Annotated in this window: 17 protein-coding genes; 14 read left to right on the top strand and 3 right to left on the bottom strand. The window is 50.7% G+C overall.

Annotated elements, in window-relative coordinates:
* Nucleotides 1-59 precede the first annotated feature (59 nt).
* Complete coding sequence (locus DL94_RS0112190) at nucleotides 60-1,655, top strand: ATP-binding protein (RefSeq protein ID WP_028130392.1); 1,596 nt, start codon at nucleotides 60-62, stop codon at nucleotides 1,653-1,655.
* Complete coding sequence (locus DL94_RS15440; protein ID WP_051586447.1) at nucleotides 1,652-3,349, top strand: HD domain-containing phosphohydrolase; 1,698 nt, start codon at nucleotides 1,652-1,654, stop codon at nucleotides 3,347-3,349. Before DL94_RS0112190 ends, DL94_RS15440 begins: the two co-directional genes overlap by 4 nt.
* Nucleotides 3,350-3,407: 58 nt before the next feature.
* Here the strand turns inward: DL94_RS15440 and DL94_RS0112180 are convergent, their stop codons facing one another.
* Nucleotides 3,408-4,427 (bottom strand): LacI family DNA-binding transcriptional regulator, encoded by a 1,020-nt coding sequence (locus DL94_RS0112180; protein ID WP_028130391.1) that lies wholly within the window; start codon nucleotides 4,425-4,427, stop codon nucleotides 3,408-3,410.
* A gap of 562 nt (nucleotides 4,428-4,989) precedes the next feature.
* On the opposite strand from DL94_RS0112180, the gene DL94_RS0112165 reads away from it, so the two are divergent.
* The 12 genes from DL94_RS0112165 to DL94_RS0112110 all read left to right on the top strand — a co-directional run bounded on the left by DL94_RS0112165 (nucleotide 4,990) and on the right by DL94_RS0112110 (nucleotide 15,760).
* Nucleotides 4,990-6,012, top strand: coding sequence for an ABC transporter substrate-binding protein (locus tag DL94_RS0112165; protein ID WP_037371871.1), 1,023 nt, complete (start codon nucleotides 4,990-4,992; stop codon nucleotides 6,010-6,012).
* 159 nt (nucleotides 6,013-6,171) lie between these two features.
* Entirely contained in the window at nucleotides 6,172-7,680 is a 1,509-nt protein-coding gene (locus DL94_RS0112160) for a sugar ABC transporter ATP-binding protein (protein ID WP_028130389.1), read from the top strand.
* Complete coding sequence (locus DL94_RS0112155) at nucleotides 7,680-8,750, top strand: ABC transporter permease (RefSeq protein WP_028130388.1); 1,071 nt, start codon at nucleotides 7,680-7,682, stop codon at nucleotides 8,748-8,750. The genes DL94_RS0112160 and DL94_RS0112155 overlap by 1 nt, the downstream gene beginning before the upstream one ends.
* Complete coding sequence (gene yjfF / locus DL94_RS14865) at nucleotides 8,747-9,787, top strand: galactofuranose ABC transporter, permease protein YjfF (RefSeq protein ID WP_051586446.1); 1,041 nt, start codon at nucleotides 8,747-8,749, stop codon at nucleotides 9,785-9,787. Before DL94_RS0112155 ends, yjfF begins: the two co-directional genes overlap by 4 nt.
* Nucleotides 9,788-9,964: 177 nt before the next feature.
* Nucleotides 9,965-10,318: a hypothetical protein gene (locus DL94_RS0112145; RefSeq protein WP_028130387.1), complete on the top strand. Its 354-nt coding sequence runs from the start codon at nucleotides 9,965-9,967 to the stop codon at nucleotides 10,316-10,318.
* Nucleotides 10,319-10,349: 31 nt separating this feature from the next.
* Complete coding sequence (locus tag DL94_RS0112140; RefSeq protein ID WP_028130386.1) at nucleotides 10,350-10,700, top strand: hypothetical protein; 351 nt, start codon at nucleotides 10,350-10,352, stop codon at nucleotides 10,698-10,700.
* A 248-nt stretch (nucleotides 10,701-10,948) separates the two neighbouring features.
* Complete coding sequence (locus tag DL94_RS0112135) at nucleotides 10,949-12,283, top strand: putative porin (protein ID WP_028130385.1); 1,335 nt, start codon at nucleotides 10,949-10,951, stop codon at nucleotides 12,281-12,283.
* A gap of 233 nt (nucleotides 12,284-12,516) precedes the next feature.
* A complete protein-coding gene (locus DL94_RS0112130) occupies nucleotides 12,517-12,726 on the top strand; it encodes a 4Fe-4S dicluster domain-containing protein (RefSeq protein ID WP_028130384.1) in 210 nt (69 codons plus the stop codon).
* Nucleotides 12,723-13,865, top strand: coding sequence for a 2-oxoacid:acceptor oxidoreductase subunit alpha (locus tag DL94_RS0112125; protein ID WP_028130383.1), 1,143 nt, complete (start codon nucleotides 12,723-12,725; stop codon nucleotides 13,863-13,865). The genes DL94_RS0112130 and DL94_RS0112125 overlap by 4 nt, the downstream gene beginning before the upstream one ends.
* Nucleotides 13,865-14,695, top strand: a complete 831-nt coding sequence (locus DL94_RS0112120; RefSeq protein ID WP_028130382.1) for a thiamine pyrophosphate-dependent enzyme — start codon at nucleotides 13,865-13,867, stop codon at nucleotides 14,693-14,695. The genes DL94_RS0112125 and DL94_RS0112120 overlap by 1 nt, the downstream gene beginning before the upstream one ends.
* Nucleotides 14,692-15,219 carry a 2-oxoacid:acceptor oxidoreductase family protein gene (locus DL94_RS0112115; protein WP_028130381.1) on the top strand — a complete coding sequence of 176 codons (528 nt, stop codon included), beginning with the start codon at nucleotides 14,692-14,694 and terminating at the stop codon, nucleotides 15,217-15,219. The genes DL94_RS0112120 and DL94_RS0112115 overlap by 4 nt, the downstream gene beginning before the upstream one ends.
* Before the next feature lie 100 nt (nucleotides 15,220-15,319).
* Entirely contained in the window at nucleotides 15,320-15,760 is a 441-nt protein-coding gene (locus DL94_RS0112110; protein WP_028130380.1) for a transcriptional regulator PerR, read from the top strand.
* Nucleotides 15,761-15,936: 176 nt separating this feature from the next.
* Here DL94_RS0112110 and DL94_RS0112105 read toward each other — a convergent pair whose 3' ends face one another.
* The gene (locus tag DL94_RS0112105) at nucleotides 15,937-17,853 is read right to left on the bottom strand and encodes a nicotinate-nucleotide--dimethylbenzimidazole phosphoribosyltransferase (RefSeq protein WP_028130379.1); all 1,917 of its coding nucleotides are present in this window, start codon (nucleotides 17,851-17,853) and stop codon (nucleotides 15,937-15,939) included.
* Between the two features lies 1 nt (nucleotide 17,854).
* On the bottom strand, nucleotides 17,855-20,035 hold the full coding sequence (locus DL94_RS0112100; RefSeq protein WP_028130378.1) for a Tex family protein: 2,181 nt from the start codon (nucleotides 20,033-20,035) through the stop codon (nucleotides 17,855-17,857).
* Nucleotides 20,036-20,054 lie beyond the last annotated feature (19 nt).

The raw sequence follows: 20,054 nt of genomic DNA, 5'->3' as shown, positions 1-20,054 counted from the left end.
GAAATTTTCAGCATGCTATATGATGTCGGAAAATGTGCTGTACTGGTAAGGTGATATTCATGCGCAGCAGAAAAAATGAACGGTTCATAAAACTGCTCTCCGTCTTTGCTATCATTGTACTGACGGCGGTGGTGGGGCATTTTGTGTCTATCTCGTCCTACAACAGCAGGGTGCATATTACACAGGGAGCCGACCAGAATCGTGAATCTTATATATTGCTGGATAAGCGGACAGATACAACCAGTGCCTGGGTGAAAAGGGATTTTGACCTAAATGGGCAGAAGGTTAATCTGTCAGGGCAAATTTTTGACGGTGCCCTGAAAAATAAGGCCGTGGATGAGCTGTCATCCTGGCGTCTAACCCTGCGCTTTCACGGTGACTGTTTTCTGAATAATGCCTGGTGCGGCCGGGTGGAAATCCATCAGGGCGTGGCAGCGGGGAAGGAAAAGGTGCAAACCCTTGACCTCAGGCACTGCAAGCGGACGGATATCGAGCTGGACTATGTGGATGACAGCGAACTGTTGATACCCTTGAAGGAGGGGGATTATCTGGTATATTATCCCTCAGCTGCGGACCGGGAAGTGCCTGTGCAGGCCGGGGGCAGTCTGGAAATGGGGTTGATTTTTTACTATCTGGGAACACTGGACCTTTCTGATTATGATATTGTGTACAGTTACCACAAGAGTTTTACAGATGGGGCGGAGTTCTATCTTATTCTGACGTTGGTCATTTTGTGGCTGGCGGCCTTTGGGGCTATGTTAGTGTCGTCCTATGCCTATCGTAAGGGTATGGCAGAAATGGAACACAGGAAAATCGGCATTTCCTATATGGCAGTGATTTATGATTTTATCTGTATTGTGGATTTAGTAAATGACGAACTCATTCAAGTATCCGGAGGCATTCCAACCCAGCATAATTCAAGCAGGAACAGCAGTGTGGCAGAACGGCTGAAACAGATTTTTATGGCGGATATTGCCAAGGAATATGTGGAGCCGCTGGAAGAATTTTTGGATATAACAACCATATCACAGCGGCTGGAAGGGAAAAGTCTGGCCTTTGAATACATGACTCAGGATGGACGCTGTTTTATGCTCAGGCTCTTCTCTATGGAGCATGAACCTGGCCATGCTGTGGAGCGGGTTATCTTTGCCATGAGAAATATTGATGAAGAGCGCAATAAAATGCTGGCCTTGCAGGAAAAAGACCGGGCCGAGGAAGTGGAACAGGCAGAGTTGGAGGCGTATTCTGTCCGTGACCTGCTGGAATCTGTGGCTGCTGATATAAAGGCTGCGGCTGGGGACGGCGGTTTCGCATTGGAAACGGATATCAGTCCGAATCTGCCCTATTATGTACTGGGGGATCCCCGTAAATTGCGGCTGGCGCTGTTCAGTCTGGCCCTGCGCTACATCGTGCCCGGAGCTGGCGGAAAGTTATCGCTGGCGGTTTATGGTAAAGCCAAAGAAGGGGTATGTCATCTCTTGTTCTCCCTGAAGGGCCGTGTGTCAGCAGGCGTGCAGGAGGGGCTTGATGTCCTGTGTCAGAACATGGCGGAGGAAACGTTGTTCATGCTGCCGGCTGAACTGTCTGTTTTGTGTAATGATGATGGAGAGCGCGAGTATTATTTCGAGCTTGATCAGGAGATTTGTGACAAATGATGACCGTTATTTACGGCACCATGCTCTTTGTGTCCATTGTGGTGCTTATATATCTGGCGCAAAAGGAATATGAACATACAGATATCTATCAGTGGACCATGGTACTCATCATAGCTGTGGTCATCACGGCCCACTGGCTGATGTCGCAGGTGACAACGGCAGAGGGAGCATATTTACTGCAATGCTTTGCCTATTTTGACAGTACCTATCTGTTTAGTGTGGTGCTTATATACCTGCTGCATATTCTGGGTATCAGAGTTTGGCCAGGCTTGAAGATTGCGTTGTTTGGACTGGCCTCGCTGCATGTGCTCATCATTTTTTTCAGCTATCATACAGAGCTGTATTACAGTGGCATCACCCTGATGGAAACCAGTATGGGGACGGCGGTACGTTTTACGCCAGGGCCGTTGAAAGGCCTGCACACGGCGTATATGCTCATTATGCTGGGAGGGCTGCTGTCTGTTATGTGGCTGGCTGTACAGCGCCGGGGCACATATCCCCGTTGGCATTTTGCGGCATATCTCATGCTGCCTCTGCTTACGATTGTAATATATGGCGTGGAAATGGTGCTGAATACGGGTTTTTCCTACAGGCCGGTGTTTTATGGCCTCGGGGCGGTGATGATTGCCTTTCAGTATGACAAGGCACATGCTTATGATATTGGCTTTTTGATGGCTGAGGCGCATAAGGAGGAGGCCGGCAAAGGATATCTGGCGATTACGCCCAGCGGTAAGTTTTTGTGCTGCAACAGACTGTGCCGGGACTTTCTGCCGCTGCTGGACAAATTGAAAGTTGATGAAAGATTGCCGGCGGATGACCAGCTGGCGCAAAAAATCCTGAAACTCGTGGAGTACTATGAAAAAGGCTATACGCAGCGTATCAAGTACAGGCTGGGAGAAATGACCTGTATGGCTGCAATTACCTCCCTGAGCTTTGGCAGCAGTAATGGGCGGCTGGGCTATATCATCGAAATCTATGATGGCACCGAGGAACAGAACAATCTGGATATCATGGCGGATTTCAACCGCAGCCTCAATGAGGAAGTAAAGGAGAAAACCAGAAACATCAAGGAAATACAACGCAAAGTGGTTTTGGGCATGGCTGAGCTCATCGATAACCGGGATAGCAATACCGGCGGTCATGTACGGCGCACCAGTGATATCATCAGCATCATCGTGGATGAGATTCTGCGGCAGGGAAAATTCCAGCTGACAGAGCAGCAGGGACGGGATATCATACGTTCGGCGCCAACGCATGATATCGGGAAGATTACCATCGATAATAGTATCCTCAACAAGCCCGGCAGGTTCACGGAGGAGGAGTATGCCATAATGAAAACTCATTCCACCAAAAGCGGTGAGATGGTGAAAATTCTGCTGGCCGGGGTGGAACAGGAACATTTTGTCGAGGTGGCCTACAATGTGGCCAGATACCATCACGAACGCTGGGACGGCAAAGGATATCCTGAAGGACTGGTGGGCAGTATGATTCCCCTCGAGGCCAGAATTATGGCTGTAGCTGATGTATATGACGCCTTGGTGAGTAAGCGCGTCTACAAGGAACCCATGAGTTTTGAAAAAAGTGCCGCCATCATGTGTGAGGGCATGGGCACTCAGTTTGATCCCAAACTGAAAGAGATATTTCTGGGCTGCCGGGAGTCGCTGGAGCAGTATTATTTACAGAACGACAGGTGAGTACATAAATAAACGGAGCTGAGCGAAAATGCGTTGGCAATTCGTCTCAGCTCCGTTTTTATTCGTCAGCGTTTTCCAGAATGCGGATTTCGTTGCGCATAATGTATTTTTCCCGTTCGGGCTTGATGCCGTTTACCAGATAATCAAAGACCACCTGCATGGCCCGGCGACCCTGCTGGCGTGGGTGCTGGTAGATGGCGGCTTGAATGATGTGCTGGCGCATCATGCGGATAGTGGAGGGGATGGTGTCAAATACTACCATGATGATATCGCGGCGTTTCTGTGCGACGACGGCCCGGGCGGCACCATAGGCTCCGGCGGAAATAACGAACAGGGCATTGGTTTCGGGATGCTCTGTCAAAAGCCGCTGGGTTTCCTCATAAGAAATAATATCGTCATCGTTGTTTTCACGCACGCCCATAAGTTGGAAATCGGCATTTTTTTCAAGAACCTCCAAGAATCCTTTGAGACGTTCACGGTGCCCCTGCATGCTCTTGGAACCCATCAGCACACCGGCATGAATGCCCGGCGGTGCAATCATGTTCAGCAGGGCGCCGGCCGTACGTCCTCCCTGCAGGTAGTCGCTGCCGACATAGCAGTGACGGCGGCAGGAATCGACATCGTTGTTAATGGTGACAACGAATACTCCCTGGTCAACTAAACTGTCGAGTTTGTGAATGATGCGTTCGTCATTTACAGGATTGATGATGAGGGCGTTGACGCTTTGGGCCAGTTCGTCGATAATGCCGCATTGTTCGTCGACATTAAAGCCGCGCATACTGCGCCAGAGAATTTTCATGCCGTAGTTTTCGTACTTGATGGCGGCTTTGCGCATAGGCAGGAGTACGTCATCGAAGAAGGGCACGCCATCGGAGGCGATAAGTACGCCGACAATGGGATTCTTTTTACGGGCTGCCAGAGCTTTGCCGGCCGGGTTGGGCTGATAGTTCAGCTGACGGGCGGTATTGAGTATGAGCTGCCGTTTTTCGGGTTTTACATTGCCACGGTTATTGAGGACGCGGTCTACGGTGCCGCGGGATACACCACATATTTCGGCTATTTGTTTTATAGTTACCATAAATGTCACCTCTATTCGTATATAATTATACACTATAACCATTAAGAACTGACTTATAATTTCGTTATAGGACTGTGCTAATCCTGCTCGAGCACAGTTAAAAATTTTTACTGGCAATAAGAAAATAAATTTTTGCCTGTAAAAACAGGCTCGGAAATGTTGGGAAGTATTGTAAAGACTGGCTTTCTGGTGTTCGGGCACATGAGAGCAAATAAGAAGAAAACGTTGCTAAACAAAAACAAAGAATAAAAATATATTGACAATTCCCGCTTTAGAGTGTATTGTAATACTCAGAGGAATAAACGGCTTTGGAACAAGGAAGTAGGGGGTTGTAACCGATGAAGGCCATGCTGGTTGCTTTATTATCTGATTTTTGGCAATTGGCGTGATTGTTTTTATCTTTTCCGTGCACGAGAACAGAAAACGGAAAAAACGGTGCAGCTGACGACAAATGAGAAACCACTCTGAAGAAGTGAGGTGGACAGATGTGAGGGCCGGTTTCTGACAAAGCCTGCAAAAAAATGTACTGATTGACAGTGCTAATGGCAAAGGAGACGAAAACATGAAAAAGATCATTGCATTACTTTTGGCAGCAGCTATGATGATCGTTGTTGCCGGATGTGGCGGCGGCGACCAGGCTGCCAGCAAAGGCGGCAACTCTGGTTCAGGCAGCAAGCAGATAACGATGGGCTTTTCACAGATCGGAGCGGAATCCGAATGGAGAACAGCCAACACCGAATCCATCAAGCAGGCAGCCAAGGATGCAGGCATCAACCTGCAGTTCTCTGATGCGCAGCAGAAACAGGAAAACCAGATTAAGGCAATCCGTTCTTTCATCGCACAGGGTGTTGATATCATTGCTTTTGTTCCTATCGTTGAAACTGGTTGGGACACCGTCCTCAAAGAGGCAAAAGATGCCAAGATTCCGGTTGTTGTTGTTGACCGTGATGTAAAACTCAGTGATGATTCCCTCTATGTAGCTAAAATCGGTACTGACTCCATTAAAGAAGGCAATAATGTCTTCAAATGGATTGATGAGTACATGGCCAAAGAAAAGAAGACTCCGCGTGATGGCGGCAGCCAGTACAATGTCGTAGTTCTCGAAGGCACTGTTGGTTCTTCCGTAGCTATCCGCCGTCAGGAAGGTTTCAAAGATGCTCTGGCTAAGTCCGCTAATGCAGGCAAGTACAATATCCTCGCTTCTCAGACTGGTGAATTCACGCGTCAGAAAGGCCAGGAAGTTATGGAATCCTTCCTCAAATCCTATGGTCCGAAAATTGATATCCTGTTCGCATACAATGATGATATGGCCCTGGGTGCTATTCAGGCAATCGAAAAAGCTGGCCTGAAACCCGGCAAAGATATCACGATTATCTCCATCGATGGCGTAAAAGGCATGTTCCAGGCCATGATTGATGGCAAAGCAAACTGCACGGTTGAATGCAACCCCCTGCAGGGACCGCTGCTCATGGAAACTGCTAAGAAGATTCTCGCTGGCGAGAAAGTAGAAAAACTCGTTTATGTTGACGAAGGCGTATTCCCAGCAGATGTTGCAGCCAAGACTCTTCCGGAACGTAAATACTAATTTCCGGATCTATATCTTAGAAGATGCAGTTTAGGATAAATAGCCGCGCCCGTAAGTCGTATGAATGCGGACGCGGCTGTTTTTATAAATAATTATATTATGTTTATAGCATTTATTCATTTATTGAAAGTTTAATTTTCCGTGTTAGGAGTGAAGATTATGGCACAAGCTCTATTGGAAATGCGCTATATAGATAAGGTATTCCCAGGGGTCAGGGCCCTGTCAAAAGTTAATTTCACGCTCCGTGCCGGGGAAATCCATTCCCTGATGGGGGAGAACGGTGCGGGAAAGTCAACGCTGGTCAAGGTACTCACCGGGGTGTATCAGCGTGACGGTGGTACTATCCTCATGAACGGCAAGGCCATTTCGCCCAAAACACCGAAAGAGGCACAGGAATGCGGTATTTCCACGGTGTATCAGGAAGTCAACCTCTGTTCAAATCTGACGGTGGCGGAAAATATCTTCATTGGCCGTGAGCCGAAAAAACATGGCTTTATTGATTGGAAAACAATAAACAGACGCTCAGAGGAACTGCTGGCGAAACTGGATGTACATATAGATGTTACAAAAACTCTTGATAACTATTCGGTGGCCTTGCAGCAGATGATTGCTATTGCCCGTGCCATCGATGTCGATGCCAAAATTCTGATTCTCGATGAGCCGACTTCGTCGCTCAATGAGGAGGAAACGGCGCATTTGTTTAAGATAATGCGCCAGCTGCAGCAACAAGGTATGGGCATTGTCTTTATCTCACATTTCCTCGACCAGATATATGAGATTTGCGACCATATTACGGTATTGCGCAATGGCGAACTGGTAGGCGCTTACGAGGTGGCCAAACTGCCGCGGCTGGAACTGATTGCCAAGATGGTGGGCAAGGAACTCAGCGATGTCAAGGATATGGATAAATTTGCGGAAAAGAGCACGCCAGCGCAGGAAGTATTCCTCGATGCCCAGAAAATTGGGGCTGTGGGCAAGCTGCGTGAGGTTGATGTGACTATTCACAAGGGGGAGGTTATCGGCTTTGCCGGGCTGCTGGGCTCTGGCCGTACGGAAACCGCCGAAATGCTGTTTGGTATTGACCAGATCAGCAAGGGCTCTATCAGCATCAATGGCAAGAAGGTAAATCTTAAGAACCCCATGGACGCTATGGAGCAGAAAATCGGTTTTTGTCCGGAGGACCGCAAACTGTCGGGGATTATCGGTGACCTGTCCGTACGGGAAAACATTATCCTGGCCATGCAGGCCAAGGACGGTATCATGCGTCATATTCCTTATGAGGAACAGTGCAAAATTGCTGATGACTGCATAAAACTGTTGAAAATCAAGGTTTCTGACCGGGAACAGCTGGTCAAGAACCTGTCAGGCGGCAACCAGCAGAAGGTCATTATTGCCCGCTGGCTGGCGACGCAGCCGAATCTGCTGATACTCGATGAACCAACGCGTGGCATCGATGTCGGCACCAAAACGGAAATTCAGAAAATGGCCATTTCGCTGGCAAAACAGCGTGGCATGTCAGTGGTCTTTATCTCCTCGGAGATGGACGAGATGATACGTACCTGTACCAAGCTCATCGTCATGCGCGACCGCCGCAAGGTGGCAGAGCTTACGGGCAGCGATATCAGTTCTGATGGCGTCATGAAAGCAATTGCAGGAGGTGCAGCCTGATGGATATGCTGAAAAAGTTTGCAGCAAGCTCGCTGTTTTTGCCGGTGGTAGCGCTGTTGGTACTGCTGGTATTTAATACGATTTTTGTTGATGGATTCCTGACGATACAATTGACTGAGGATGGCCGGTTGTATGGACGCCTTATTGATATCCTCAATCGTTCCTGTTCGTTGATTATTTTGGCCTTGGGCATGACCTTCGTCATTGCGACCAGTGGTATTGATATTTCCGTAGGTGCAGTGGTGGCTATTTCGGCGGCTGTGGTATGTACGCTGATTGGCGGCCGTGGCGATGGTGTGGCACAAATGCCGATGGCAGCAGCCATGCTGGCCGCTGTAGGCGTCGGTGTCCTCTGCGGCATGTGGAATGGTCTGCTGGTGGCCAAGTTCAAGATTCAGGCTGTGGTAGCCACGCTGATTCTGATGACGGCCGGCCGTGGTATTGCCCAGCTGATGACCGAAGGACAGATTATTACGGTTTATTATAAACCATTTGAGTATATTGCCGGTTTCCTGCCGGGAGTGCCCCTGCCGACAAATATCTTCATCGCCCTGGCGATGGTGCTGCTGGTGGCCCTGCTGATGAAAAAGACCAGTATCGGCCTGTTTGTGCAGTCAGTAGGTATCAATCCGACGGCGGCGCGTTATGCCGGTATCAATGTCACGCTGGTAATTTTCCTCGTGTATGCGTTTTCTGGTCTGTGCGCAGGTGTTTCGGGGCTTATCGAAAGCTCCCTGATCAGGGCGGCAGATGCCAATAATGCCGGTCTCAACATGGAAATGGACGCTATTCTGGCAGTAGCTTTGGGCGGTACGCTGCTTTCCGGCGGTAAGTTTAACATCGGCGGTTCGGTCATTGGTGCCATTACTATTCAGACCTTGACGACAACGATGTATGCTTTGGGTGTATCGGCAGACCAGCTGCCTGTGGTAAAGGCTATTGCCGTTATTATCATCTGCCTGATTCAGTCCAAGAAAGCACAGGAACTTTTCGACGCCTGGAAAGCACGGCGGGCAGGTAATGCGCGCCCAAAAAAGTTGGTTGATGGAAAGGTGGTGGAACAGGCATGAGAAACAAACTGAATGACATCATAGCCTCAAAATATTTCTCCTTCTTCGTTACGGTACTGCTGTTTGCCGCGCTCTATGGCGCAGGTATAGCTTTGTATAAAGGCTTTATGCGGCCACAGGTATTTCTTAACCTGTTCATCGATAACGCGGCTCTGATTATTGTCACGGTGGGGATTACCTTCACCTTGATTATTGCCGGTATTGACTTGTCAGTGGGTGCGGTGCTCGCGCTGGTCTGCATGGTGCTGGCGTGGCTGCTGGCCAACACAGGCCTGCCTCTGGGGCTGTGTGTACTCATCGTCATGGTTATGGGGACAGCGTTTGGTGCTGCCCAGGGGTATATTATTTCCAAATTTGATTTACAGCCGTTCATCATTACACTGGCTGGTATGTTCTTCTGCCGCGGCCTGACGGCCGTTATTTCCCAGGATACGATTCAGATTGAAAATCCCACCTGGGTGGCACTGGCCAGCTATCGCGTTGATGTAGGTGTCGGCTTTATTTCCATCGGTGCTATTGTAGCTTTGCTGACTATTGTGGTCGCCGCCATTGTGCTCGGCTTTACGAAATTTGGCCGCACGGTCTTTGCTATCGGCGGCAGTGAGTCATCGGCATCGCTGATGGGCCTGCCGGTGTTCCGCACGAAGGTCATGGTCTATGCCATTTCCGGTTTTTGCTCTTCGTTGGGCGGCCTGGCCTACAGCCTTATCATGCTGACCGGCTATAACCTGCATGGTCTGGGCATGGAAATGGATGCCATTGCGTCCTCCGTCATCGGCGGCACGCTGCTGACCGGTGGTGTGGGCTTTATCCCCGGCGCCTTGGTCGGCGTACTGATTCAGGGCGTTATCCTGACCTTTATCAGTTTCCAGGGGACGCTTTCTGCCTGGTGGACAAAGATTGTGGTCGGTGTCCTGCTCTTTGTCTTCATCATTATGCAGGCGTTTATCACGGAACAGAAGAGCAAACTCTCGTCCAAGAGTTCCATGGAGGACAGTGGCACTCCGCCCGCCAAGGCGGCACCTGGTTTGCAATAAAAGAGAATACGTTAAAGGGATGTGAAATGCTCCCTTGCTGGCTGGAAAGTCCGTTGACGTACAATGTCAACGGACTTTTTCACGTTCTTTTCATTTTCTTCTACACTTTTTTCGCTTCCACGGATATAAAGAACAGAAAGAAAAAAGAAAATCAAAATTCGTAGGAGGTCGATTGAAATGACAGCAGCAATGAAACTCAAAAATGCCGGGATGGTTTTGGATGATGCTCAGTTGGAGCAGGTAATTGGAGGCTTGGGAATTGGTACAGTACTTGGCTGCCTCTACAACGCAGGAAAAACTTATATGTCGGTGTATAAGGAAACCAAAGCCTTAATAAATTCACCGGAATATAAAAAGATGAGTGACGAGCAGAAAAACAAAGCCATCGGCGTAATCTTCGCTGATAATGTAGCTTTTGGGGCAATGCTTGGCTGCGGCTTAGGTGTTGTATATGCACAGACCAAATGGCGTTTTGCCGGTGTATCGGATAAACTTCGTAAGGGCGTCGAAGACATGATGAAAAATAATTAAATGACGGTATAAAGAGAAAGGGTGTATAAAAATGACGGAAACAATCAAGCTAAAAAATACAGGTATGGTTCTAAGTGAGGAACAGTTGGATACCGTTACCGGCGGAATTGGTGTAGAGGCTGTCGTCGGGGCATTAAAAACAGCAATTATTACGGGCATGGACGTGTATAAAGAAGTAAAGAATCTGGTTAATTCTAAGGCATACGCCTCCATGACTGACAAAGAGAAAAACAAAGCCATCGGAAAAATATTTGCCAATAATGTACCTTTCGGCATAATGGTCGGTGCTGGTGCCGGCCTGATATATGCACAAACAAAATGGCGTTTTGCCGGCGTATCGGATGCAGTACGTGAAGGTGCGGAAAAACTTCTAAAAGCATAATGAATATGTCCCTTAATCTGACTAATACAGGCAGGTTAAGGGACTGTTTTTGTTATAAAATCTGCCTTTCACACAACCTCCGCAAATGGGAATTATTGTAAGCAGGGGGCCACTTGCTATATATGTAGTTATATGATAAGATTAAGAAGTTCTTAAGAGAAGATTAGAATTTGCTAAGGAAACAAGGATACTTAGGGCGAATAAATCTTCCTTAAAGCAAATAAAAATTTTTAAGGAGGAGTTCTTTAATGAAAAAGACTCTCGTATCTGCGCTGACGACTGCTCTGGTTGTTGGTGCTGCCAGCACGACTTTCGCTGCTGCAAATCCGTTCTCCGATGTTCCTGCTGACCATTGGGCTTATGACGCTGTAAGCCAGCTCGCTGCTGACGGCGTAATCGAAGGCTATGGCGACGCTACGTTCAAGGGCAACCGGAACATCACCCGTTACGAAATGGCTCAGATGGTAGCTAAGGCTATGGCTAAGAACACCAGCGGTGTTGACAAAGCTCTCGTTGACAAACTGGCTGCTGAGTTCGCTGCTGAACTGAACAACCTGGGGGTACGCGTTGCTAACCTCGAACGCAATGCTGACATGGTTAAGTGGAACGGCAAGTTGGAATACACGGCTGTTCGCACCAATGTTGAAGATCTGAATGAAGATATGGACGGCAAGAACTCCAAGAACAATCTGAAGTTCCGTCTTGAACCCTCTGCTGAGGTCAACAATCACTGGCATGTAAATGCCCGTCTCGACGCTGATACCAACGCCAAGACTGACACGGGTGCTGACGGCAATGTTAAGCTGAAACGCATCTGGGCACAGGGTGATTACAAGAACTTCCAGGTGAAACTGGGTAAGTTCGCCTCCATGAATAACGACAGCTTTGCTGATACGGATTTCTCCGGTGCAGAAGTTTCCTTCGGCAAAAATGTAAAAGGTATTATTGGTGCCGGCCGCCTGAAGCTCAGTAACACGGCTGCAGCCAATGGACATGGTGTAGCACAGAATGCAGGCCATGATTGGGCTGATGGTTATTATGTTGGCGGTGGTGTAACTGGCATGAACAGAACTGCCAGCTACCAGTATGTTGGCGTTGAAGGCAAGGTTAGCAAATTGTTCGGCGGCCTGTACTACCATCGTCTGAGCAGCGAGTCCTTCAAAACAAATAAGTACACCAAGGACGCTGATAAGGATAACTTCAATCTTATCGCTGTCAAGGCTGCTTACAGATTCAACAAGAACGTGGCTGTAAATGGTTTCTATGCTAATAATCGTAATGCAGATTACTTTAATAAGGCCGCTTCCTTAGAAGTGGATTATAAAGGGGCACAGCGCGAAAACCGTGGCACTTGGGGCGCATGGCTGGCATATCGCCACCTTGGGGCTTGGGGCATGGTTGCCAGCACCTACGATGTAATTCAGCCCAACGAAAAAGGCTGGGAACTCGGTGCTAACTACACCTTCGTTAAGAATGTTGTAGGTACCCTGCGCTATGGCGATGTCAAGATGCTTGATGACAATGGCAATGGCAACAACTCCAAAGGCAAGCGTTTCTTCGGCCGCGTTGAATTCTTCTTCTAATTTCATATTAGATTATAAAAATCTCCTCCGTTATGGGGGAGATTTTCTTTTTTTAGCGAACAATTACATTAAGGGATATGCTATAGCATGCTGTTTATGTATACATTACTTATATTTACAAAAATAGTAGATTTTTACACAAAAGTCTGTTATGATGTAAAAGTATATAAGCAATAAGCATATTTAGTATGTAAATTGAATCATATTTATCTGTGTAATTGGAGGCGGAGTTTATGAAAGCGGAGATTAGCGTCAAGTTGGCGCGGTGCAAGGGATGTGGAATATGCGCAGCCTTTTGTCCTAAGTCAGTGCTGGCCATAGATGAGCTGGGCAAGGTACAGGTGGCCAATCCGGAGGCTTGTATCGGATGTGGTCAGTGTGAGCTGCGTTGTCCGGATTATGCAATATTTGTGGATAAAGTTGCAAAGGGGGGCGCGGCATGAGCAAGGCAAGATTGATGCAAGGCAATGAGGCTTGCGCGGAGGCAGCCATCGCTGCCGGGGTGAACTTCTTTGCCGGTTATCCCATTACCCCTTCAACGGAGATTGCGGAAACCATGGCGAAACTTTTGCCCCAGCATGGCGGCAAATTTATTCAGATGGAAGATGAAATTGCCTCCATGGGCGCAATTTTAGGTGCGTCGCTGGCCGGCTGCAAGGTTATGGACGCTACCTCCGGCCCGGGCTTTTCTTTGAAACAGGAATTGATTGGCTACGCCGCCTGTGCGGAGATTCCCTGCGTACTGGTAGATGTACAGCGTGTGGGCCCGTCTACGGGCCAGCCGACAGCGCCGTCGCAGGGCGATGTAATGCAGGTGCGCTGGGGCACCCACGGCGACCATCCGGTGATTGCCCTGTCGCCCTGGAGCGTCCGGGAAACGTACGATGCCACGGTTATGGCCGTAAATTATGCTGAGCGTTTCCGTACGCCGGTAATGCTCCTGATGGACGAAATGGTCGGCCATTTGCGTGAAAAGGTGGAGCTGCCGGAAAAGGTGGAGATATATCCGCGCCGTAAACCGTCAAAGACACGGGCGGAAGGTTATCAGCCCTTTGCGCCGGAGGCTGACCTGGTGCCCAATGTGGCGGATTTTGGTGAAGGTTATCATATCCATGTTACGGGCCTCATTCATGATGAAACAGGTTTCCCTGTAGGCAGTCCTAAGGTGACAGAGGATTCCATCAACCGCCTGCATGAGAAAATTGCGCGGGCCGGTGAGGAAATCATTCATACGGAAAGCTATTTTATGGACGATGCGGAATATGCTGTGGTTTCTTTTGGCGGTACAGCGCGGACAGCTTATGAGGCCGTGCGTGAGGCCCGGGAGGCCGGTAAGAAGGTTGGCCTCGTGCGGCTGCTGACCATTTGGCCTTTTGCGGATAAGGTTATTGGTGAACTGGCGGCCAAGGTTAAGGGCATTGTCGTGGCTGAACTGAATTACGGTCAGCTCGTTCACGAGGTGCGCCGGGCAGCGCAGGGCCAGTGTCCCGTTACCCTGTGCGGCAAGTACAATATGCGGGCTTTTGAGCCTGGTGAAATTTTGGCTGGTGTTGAGGCATTGATAAAGGAGGTTGAGGGCTGATGGCAGAAAGAGAATACGAGAAATATTTCCGTCAGAACCGCCTCCCGCACCTTTGGTGCCCGGGTTGCGGCAACGGTATTGCCATGAAGGCCATTGTGCAGGCTATTGCCCAGCGTCCGGAGCTGAATCAGGACAATACGGTGATTGTATCGGGCATAGGCTGCTCGTCCCGGGCGTCCGGTTATATGGATTTTGATACCCTGCATACCGCACATGGCCGGGCTATTCCCTTCGCTACAGGGATTAAGCTGGCCCGTCCAGAACTCAATGTGGTCGTTATAACAGGTGACGGTGACTGCACGGCAATCGGCGGCAATCATTTCATTCATGGCTGCCGCCGTAATGTGGACCTGACCGTGGTTTTGTTCAACAACAATATCTACGGTATGACCGGTGGTCAGGCCTCTCCCATGACGCCGCTGGGCCGCAAGGCGACCACGGCTCCCTATGGTTCCGTGGACAGACCGTTTGATGCCTGTGCTCTGGCCGAGGCGGCCGGCGCCACCTATGTGGCCCGTTCCACGGCTTTCCATGTCCAGCATTTGACTGATATGATTGCCAAGGCTTTTGATAATCACGGCTTTTCCTTCGTCGAGGCGCTGGTGCAGTGTCCCACGGCCTATGGGCGCAAGAACAAACTGGGCACACCGGCGGATATGCTGAAGTGGATGCGCGACAATGCGGTGATGAAGGCGGCCTGGGATAAGATGCCGGCAGAGAATATTGCGCCGGAGAAATTCCCCATTGGCCTGCTGTATGAATCTACGGCAACAGATTATGATACGGCGTATGACCAGGTTATTGAACGGGCAGGAGGTGCAGGCAAATGAAAAAACAGTTAAGGCTCTCCGGCTCCGGTGGACAGGGCGTAATTACGGCGGCCATACTGCTGGCTGAGGCAGCGGTGGCCGAAGGCAAGGAGGCGGCACAAAGCCAGTCCTACGGCCCTGAGGCCCGGGGCGGCGCCTCCAAAGCCGAGGTTATCATCAGTGATGAAAGTATTTACCATCCGCATGTGGAAACGCCGGACCTGGTGCTGGCTATGACGCAGAAGGCGGCAGATAAGTATTACGGTGATTTGCAGAAAGACGGCCTGCTTATTCTGGATGATACGCTGGTGCCGGAAACACCGGACTTCAAAAATGTAATGCGCCTGCCTATCACCAAACTGGCGGTGGAAGAGCTGGGCAAAGCGCTCTTTGCCAATATTGTGGCCCTCGGGGCGCTGGTGCGTATTACAGGGTTGGTGCAGCTGGAAACGGTGCAGGAATTTGTCAAAAAACGTGTGCCGCCGCATACTGTGGAGGCCAATATGAAGGCTTTACAGTTAGGCTGGGAGGCTGCCGCAAAATAGAGATGGGCAATGAAAAAACTTTTCATTGACAGGCTGTTTTTTATTTATTAGAATAGATTCTAACTAATAATGATTGTTTGTTATGAAAAGAGGTCCATTTATGTTTGTCGGACTAAAACCTAAAGACGTGACAATAAGGCTGCGCGAACAGGGATTTAAGGTCACTCCGCAGCGTTTGGCCGTGTATAATGCCCTGGCACATACCACGGCCCACCCCAGTGCAGAAAAGCTGTATAAGGAGCTGCAGCCAAGTTATCCGACTATGAGTCTGGCTACGGTGTATAAATCATTGGGGATATTATGTCAGGTGGGTTTGGCACAAGAGCTTAATGTCGGGGAGGATTCTTTCCGTTACGATGCCAATGTTCATGCCCATCCCCATATCCGCTGCCAATGCTGCGGCCGGGTAGACGATGTACCCCAGCTGCCGACAGCAGACTTAGGGCGGCAGGTAGGCAGGGATACGGGCTATCAGCTTACAGGCCAACAATACTATTTCTATGGAATTTGTCCGGAGTGCCAACAGTCACGGGCTGAATAAGACATAACGAGGCAAGAAAATGTCCCCCACCTCAGCAGGTGGGGGCACGAATACCAAAACAGGCGGCGAGCATATCTCCTGCCTCGTTGAAACGCCAAGAGGAAGTTTTGCCTATGGCAAAACTGGAACAACGGCGTTATAAAAAAGGAGCCTTGCGGCTCCTTTTTTGATGTTAATTATGATTTTTGCAGTTCGGCTCCCGGGCCATCGCTGGCGATAGCCACTTTGCTTTCCACAAAGGTGCGCATATAGTTCAGCATATAGAGGGAGGCCTCGATGATATCCATGCCCAGGCCGGCGATAAAGCCGCCGGGCAGGGTAACGTCTGCTTTGATGAGCAGGGGCTGGACATGGAGAATATAGGGACGAACCGTGGGGCATAACAGCTCGGTGTAACGGGCGATTATCTCACTGGCCTCATCATCAAGAATGATAAAGGCGCTGTTGTGGGCTGCGGCAATGATGGCACCAATCATCGCGCCGATAAAAGGCTGGCAGCTTTCCGGCGCATGAGCAAGAAACTCGTCGGCCGGGTATTTCAGACTGCCGTCGGGGTTAAGCAGCGCAGTGCGCAGTAATTCTGCCGTACTGCCAAAGGGAGCGTTTTCATCTGTTTCGGTGATGGCCAGTCCCAACAGCGGATAGGACAGGGAGAGAAATTCACCCTGTTCCCGGCCAAAGTCAAAGGCCGCGGTGAGAGGGAGGCCATCACGGACGTGGGCCATGGTGACATCGGCCTGCGCGCTTTGACTGCTGGCGGCGCAGAGCTGCAGCTGCAGGGGATTGGATACCTTGCCGGTGAAACAAAGCAGTGCCTTGTCACTGTGATATGGCGGCAGTTCATCGCCGGTTATGCCAGCAAATTCGGCCGCGATTTGCTCTAAGGCACCCAGACTGTGGAGAGGTTTTACCAATTTGTCAATGCGTTCCTGACAGTTGACCATGGCCAGCTTATCCAAATCCTGCATGGTTGACAGGTAAAAGTCAAAAGTCTTGTTGGTGATTTTGGGCGCAAAGGTGGGCATGTAAGCCTGCTGGAACGGCGTTTCCACAGGGTCGTGTGGTAAATGGCCGGCCACGTCCCATACCGCCAGCATGGTGTCAAGCTGTCTGGCCAGCAGGGAACTGCCACAGGCCTCGCCTAACTTCAGGTCCAAATCCATCACGGGGGTGAGTCCTAACTTAGCCAAAGCGATAGCATGGGATTTTTCACCGCCGCTATGGGAGGGCAGCAGGTAGTCAACACAGGCCGGGGCCAGACTCTGGGCAATAAGTGCAGCGGCAGCGCAGTTGGCACCGTCCAGAATGATAGCCTTTTTATGGGCTGCAAAGCCTAAGATAAGACCGGCAATAGCGCCGAACTCAAAACCGCCAACCTTGGTAAGCACGTCAAGTCCATCCTGAGGATCAGGCTGATTTACAGCCAGTGCCTGTGCCACAATCTTGATTTTTTTGGCCAGGCGTTCATCGGATATATTGGTGCCCCGGCCGGTGACTTCCGGGGCGGCTTTTTGACAGACAGCCGCGACGATAGCAGCGCTGACGGTGGTATTGGCAATGCCCATTTCACCGGGCAGGAGGCAGTCAAAGCCCTCGGATATGAGTTTTTCGGCCAGCATAATACCCTTTTCCAGGGATTCACTGGCCTGCTCCCTGGTCATGGCCGGGCCTTTGGCAATGTTCTGGGTGCCGGCGGCTATACGGCAGTCCAGCAGGCCGGGAATATCATCGGTGGCAGCAATGCCGAAGTCCGCCACAAAGAGTTCACTGCCACAGAATTCGGCAAAGGCGTTGGCTGCGGCTCCCTGACCGATAAGATAGCTTTTGGTCATTTGCAGGGTGGTTTCTTCGGGATAGGCGCTGACACCTTCGGCAGCTACGCCGTGGCTGGCACAGCAGATAACCGTGCATTTGTCAGGTGAGGCCGGGTGCAGTTCACCGGTTATGGCGATGTAGCGTAGCAGCAGGTCTTTGAACTTGCCAAAAGCCTGTTCATCACCTTCCATTACGGCAGCCAGTTGTTTGCCTGCCTGCGCGGCCAGCTTGCCGTCAGCCGGCGTTATCGCCTCTATAGTTGCTTGTAAAAGGCTCATGTTATGCCTCCTTGGGAATCTGTTTCAGGGACAGGCCGATACGCCCCCGGGATTCGTCTACGCTGATGACCATCACATCTAAAATATCACCGACGGCCAGTACATCAAGCGGATGTTTAATTCGTTTTTTGCTCATTTCGGAAATGTGGATAAGACCGGCTGTTTTGAGGCCGATGTCTACAAAGGCGCCAAAATCAGTGATATTGCGCACGGTGCCGCGCATAATGCTGCCTTCCTTGATGTCAGAGAGTTTGACAACTGCCTGACGTGTCAACGGGGCCGGCAGGTCTTCGCGGGGGTCGCGTCCCGGTTTGATAAGGGCGGCGATGATATCCTTGACCGTCAGCTCGCCGGCGTCTAAATCCTTGGCCAGTTTACTGCAGTCAGCAAGTTTGGCCTTGACAGCAAGCAGGGCAAGGGCGTTTTTATCATTGAGGTCATTTAGGCTGAAACCCAGCTTGGCCAACAGTTTTTCTGCCAGGTCATAGGATTCAGGATGAACGGAAGTGTTGTCCAGAGGTGATTTGCCGCCAGCTATGCGCAGGAACCCGGCACACTGGGTGAAAGCGGCCGGCCCCAGACGGGGCACTTTGAGCAGCTGTTTGCGGCTGGTAAAAATGCCGTTTTCATTGCGGTAGGCTACGATGTTCTTGGCAATTGTGGCATTGATGCCGGCAATGTGTTTTAAGAGGGCACCGCTGGCGGTGTTCAGGTCTACACCGACATGGTTCACGGTGCTTTCAATCGTAGCGTCAAGAGTGGCTCCCAGTTCCTTTTGGTTGACGTCATGCTGGTACTGGCCGACACCAATGGCCTTGGGGTCAATTTTGACCAGCTCGGCCAACGGGTCCTGAATGCGCCGGGCAATGGAGACTGCACCGCGGATGGTGACATCATACTCGGGCAGCTCTTCCTTGGCCAAGGCTGACGCAGAGTACACGGAGGCACCGGCCTCGTTGGTGATAAGGTAATGTACGTCCGTCAGCTGGTTGTCCGCGATAAGCTGGGCCGTGAATTGTTCGGTTTCATAGGAGGCTGTGCCGTTGCCGATGGAGATAAGCGTGACATGGTGCTTTTTGATAAGCCCCAGTACAGTCTTAGCGGCGGCAGCTTTGGCCGCGTCGCTCTGGGTAACCTGAATGACGCCGTGGTCAACCACATGGCCGGTGGCATCGACAACAGCCATCTTGCAGCCAGTGCGGTAGCCGGGGTCAAGCCCCAGGACAGTATGGCCGGCCAGCGGGGCCTGCAGGAGCAGCTGTTTTAAGTTTACGCCGAAGATTTTTATGGCCTGCGCCTCGGCCTCTTCGGTCAGCTGGCTGCGGACTTCGCGCTCCAAAGCCGGGAACAACAGGCGTTTCCAGCCGTCCTCAATGACGGCGTGCAAGGTTTCGTCCCATTGGGAAGGCGTTTTGCTGACGCGGCGGAAAATCCGGTTTTGACAGTCCTCCGCGTCGATGGTTACATGAACCTTTAAACAGCCCTTCGCCTCGCCGCGGTTGATGGCCAAAATGCGGTGGGACGGCAGGGTGTGGATGAGTTCGCTGTAGTCCTTATACATGGCAAAGGTGTCAGATTCCTCGGCATCTTCCACCAGCTCGGTTTCCACATGGCCGTTGTTCCACAACCGGGTGCGCATGGCCTGACGGAGCTTGGCGTCTTCCATAATGGTTTCGGCCGCGATATCCATAGCCCCAGTCAAGGCATCCTCGGCCGTGGGGACATCCTTTTCGGCATCGATAAATTCCTGCGCTGTTTCCAAGGGGGAGCCGTTGATTTTTGCCTGTTCCAGCATGAGCTGAGCCAGTGGTTCCAAACCGCGTTCCCGGGCGATTTGGGCACGAGTGCGTTTTTTCTGTTTGTAGGGCAGGTAAAGGTCCTCCAGTTCCTGCAGTTTTTGAGCTTGTTCAATGGCCGCCTGCAGCTCAGCGGTGAGCTTGCCCTGCTCAGTGATTTTAGCGATGATTTCTTCCTGCCGCTTTACGAGGTTGCGGAGGTAGGTCAGGCGTTCTTCCAAGGTGCGCAGCTGCTCGTCTTCCAGGGCGCCGGTAGCCTCTTTGCGGTAACGGGCGATAAAGGGAACGGTGTTGCCGCCGTCCAACAGTTCAATAGCTGCTGTGGTCTGCTTGGGGGTAACGCCCAGTTCTTTAGCGATAATTACGGGAATGTCATTTATTTTCATGGTCTGACACCAGCTTTCT

This window comes from Selenomonas sp. AE3005 (genome assembly GCF_000686945.1).
Classification (GTDB): domain Bacteria; phylum Bacillota; class Negativicutes; order Selenomonadales; family Selenomonadaceae; genus Selenomonas_A.
The sequence above is the reverse complement of the archived record's forward strand: the minus strand, read 5'-3'. Positions and strand labels throughout refer to the sequence as shown.

Coding starts and splice junctions, on each gene's coding strand:
- DL94_RS0112190 (WP_028130392.1), top strand. CDS start 60: ATGCGCAGCAGAAAAAATGAACGGTTCATAAAACTGCTCTCCGTCTTT.
- DL94_RS15440 (WP_051586447.1), top strand. CDS start 1,652: ATGATGACCGTTATTTACGGCACCATGCTCTTTGTGTCCATTGTGGTG.
- DL94_RS0112180 (WP_028130391.1), bottom strand. CDS start 4,427: ATGGTAACTATAAAACAAATAGCCGAAATATGTGGTGTATCCCGCGGC.
- DL94_RS0112165 (WP_037371871.1), top strand. CDS start 4,990: ATGAAAAAGATCATTGCATTACTTTTGGCAGCAGCTATGATGATCGTT.
- DL94_RS0112160 (WP_028130389.1), top strand. CDS start 6,172: ATGGCACAAGCTCTATTGGAAATGCGCTATATAGATAAGGTATTCCCA.
- DL94_RS0112155 (WP_028130388.1), top strand. CDS start 7,680: ATGGATATGCTGAAAAAGTTTGCAGCAAGCTCGCTGTTTTTGCCGGTG.
- yjfF (WP_051586446.1), top strand. CDS start 8,747: ATGAGAAACAAACTGAATGACATCATAGCCTCAAAATATTTCTCCTTC.
- DL94_RS0112145 (WP_028130387.1), top strand. CDS start 9,965: ATGACAGCAGCAATGAAACTCAAAAATGCCGGGATGGTTTTGGATGAT.
- DL94_RS0112140 (WP_028130386.1), top strand. CDS start 10,350: ATGACGGAAACAATCAAGCTAAAAAATACAGGTATGGTTCTAAGTGAG.
- DL94_RS0112135 (WP_028130385.1), top strand. CDS start 10,949: ATGAAAAAGACTCTCGTATCTGCGCTGACGACTGCTCTGGTTGTTGGT.
- DL94_RS0112130 (WP_028130384.1), top strand. CDS start 12,517: ATGAAAGCGGAGATTAGCGTCAAGTTGGCGCGGTGCAAGGGATGTGGA.
- DL94_RS0112125 (WP_028130383.1), top strand. CDS start 12,723: ATGAGCAAGGCAAGATTGATGCAAGGCAATGAGGCTTGCGCGGAGGCA.
- DL94_RS0112120 (WP_028130382.1), top strand. CDS start 13,865: ATGGCAGAAAGAGAATACGAGAAATATTTCCGTCAGAACCGCCTCCCG.
- DL94_RS0112115 (WP_028130381.1), top strand. CDS start 14,692: ATGAAAAAACAGTTAAGGCTCTCCGGCTCCGGTGGACAGGGCGTAATT.
- DL94_RS0112110 (WP_028130380.1), top strand. CDS start 15,320: ATGTTTGTCGGACTAAAACCTAAAGACGTGACAATAAGGCTGCGCGAA.
- DL94_RS0112105 (WP_028130379.1), bottom strand. CDS start 17,853: ATGAGCCTTTTACAAGCAACTATAGAGGCGATAACGCCGGCTGACGGC.
- DL94_RS0112100 (WP_028130378.1), bottom strand. CDS start 20,035: ATGAAAATAAATGACATTCCCGTAATTATCGCTAAAGAACTGGGCGTT.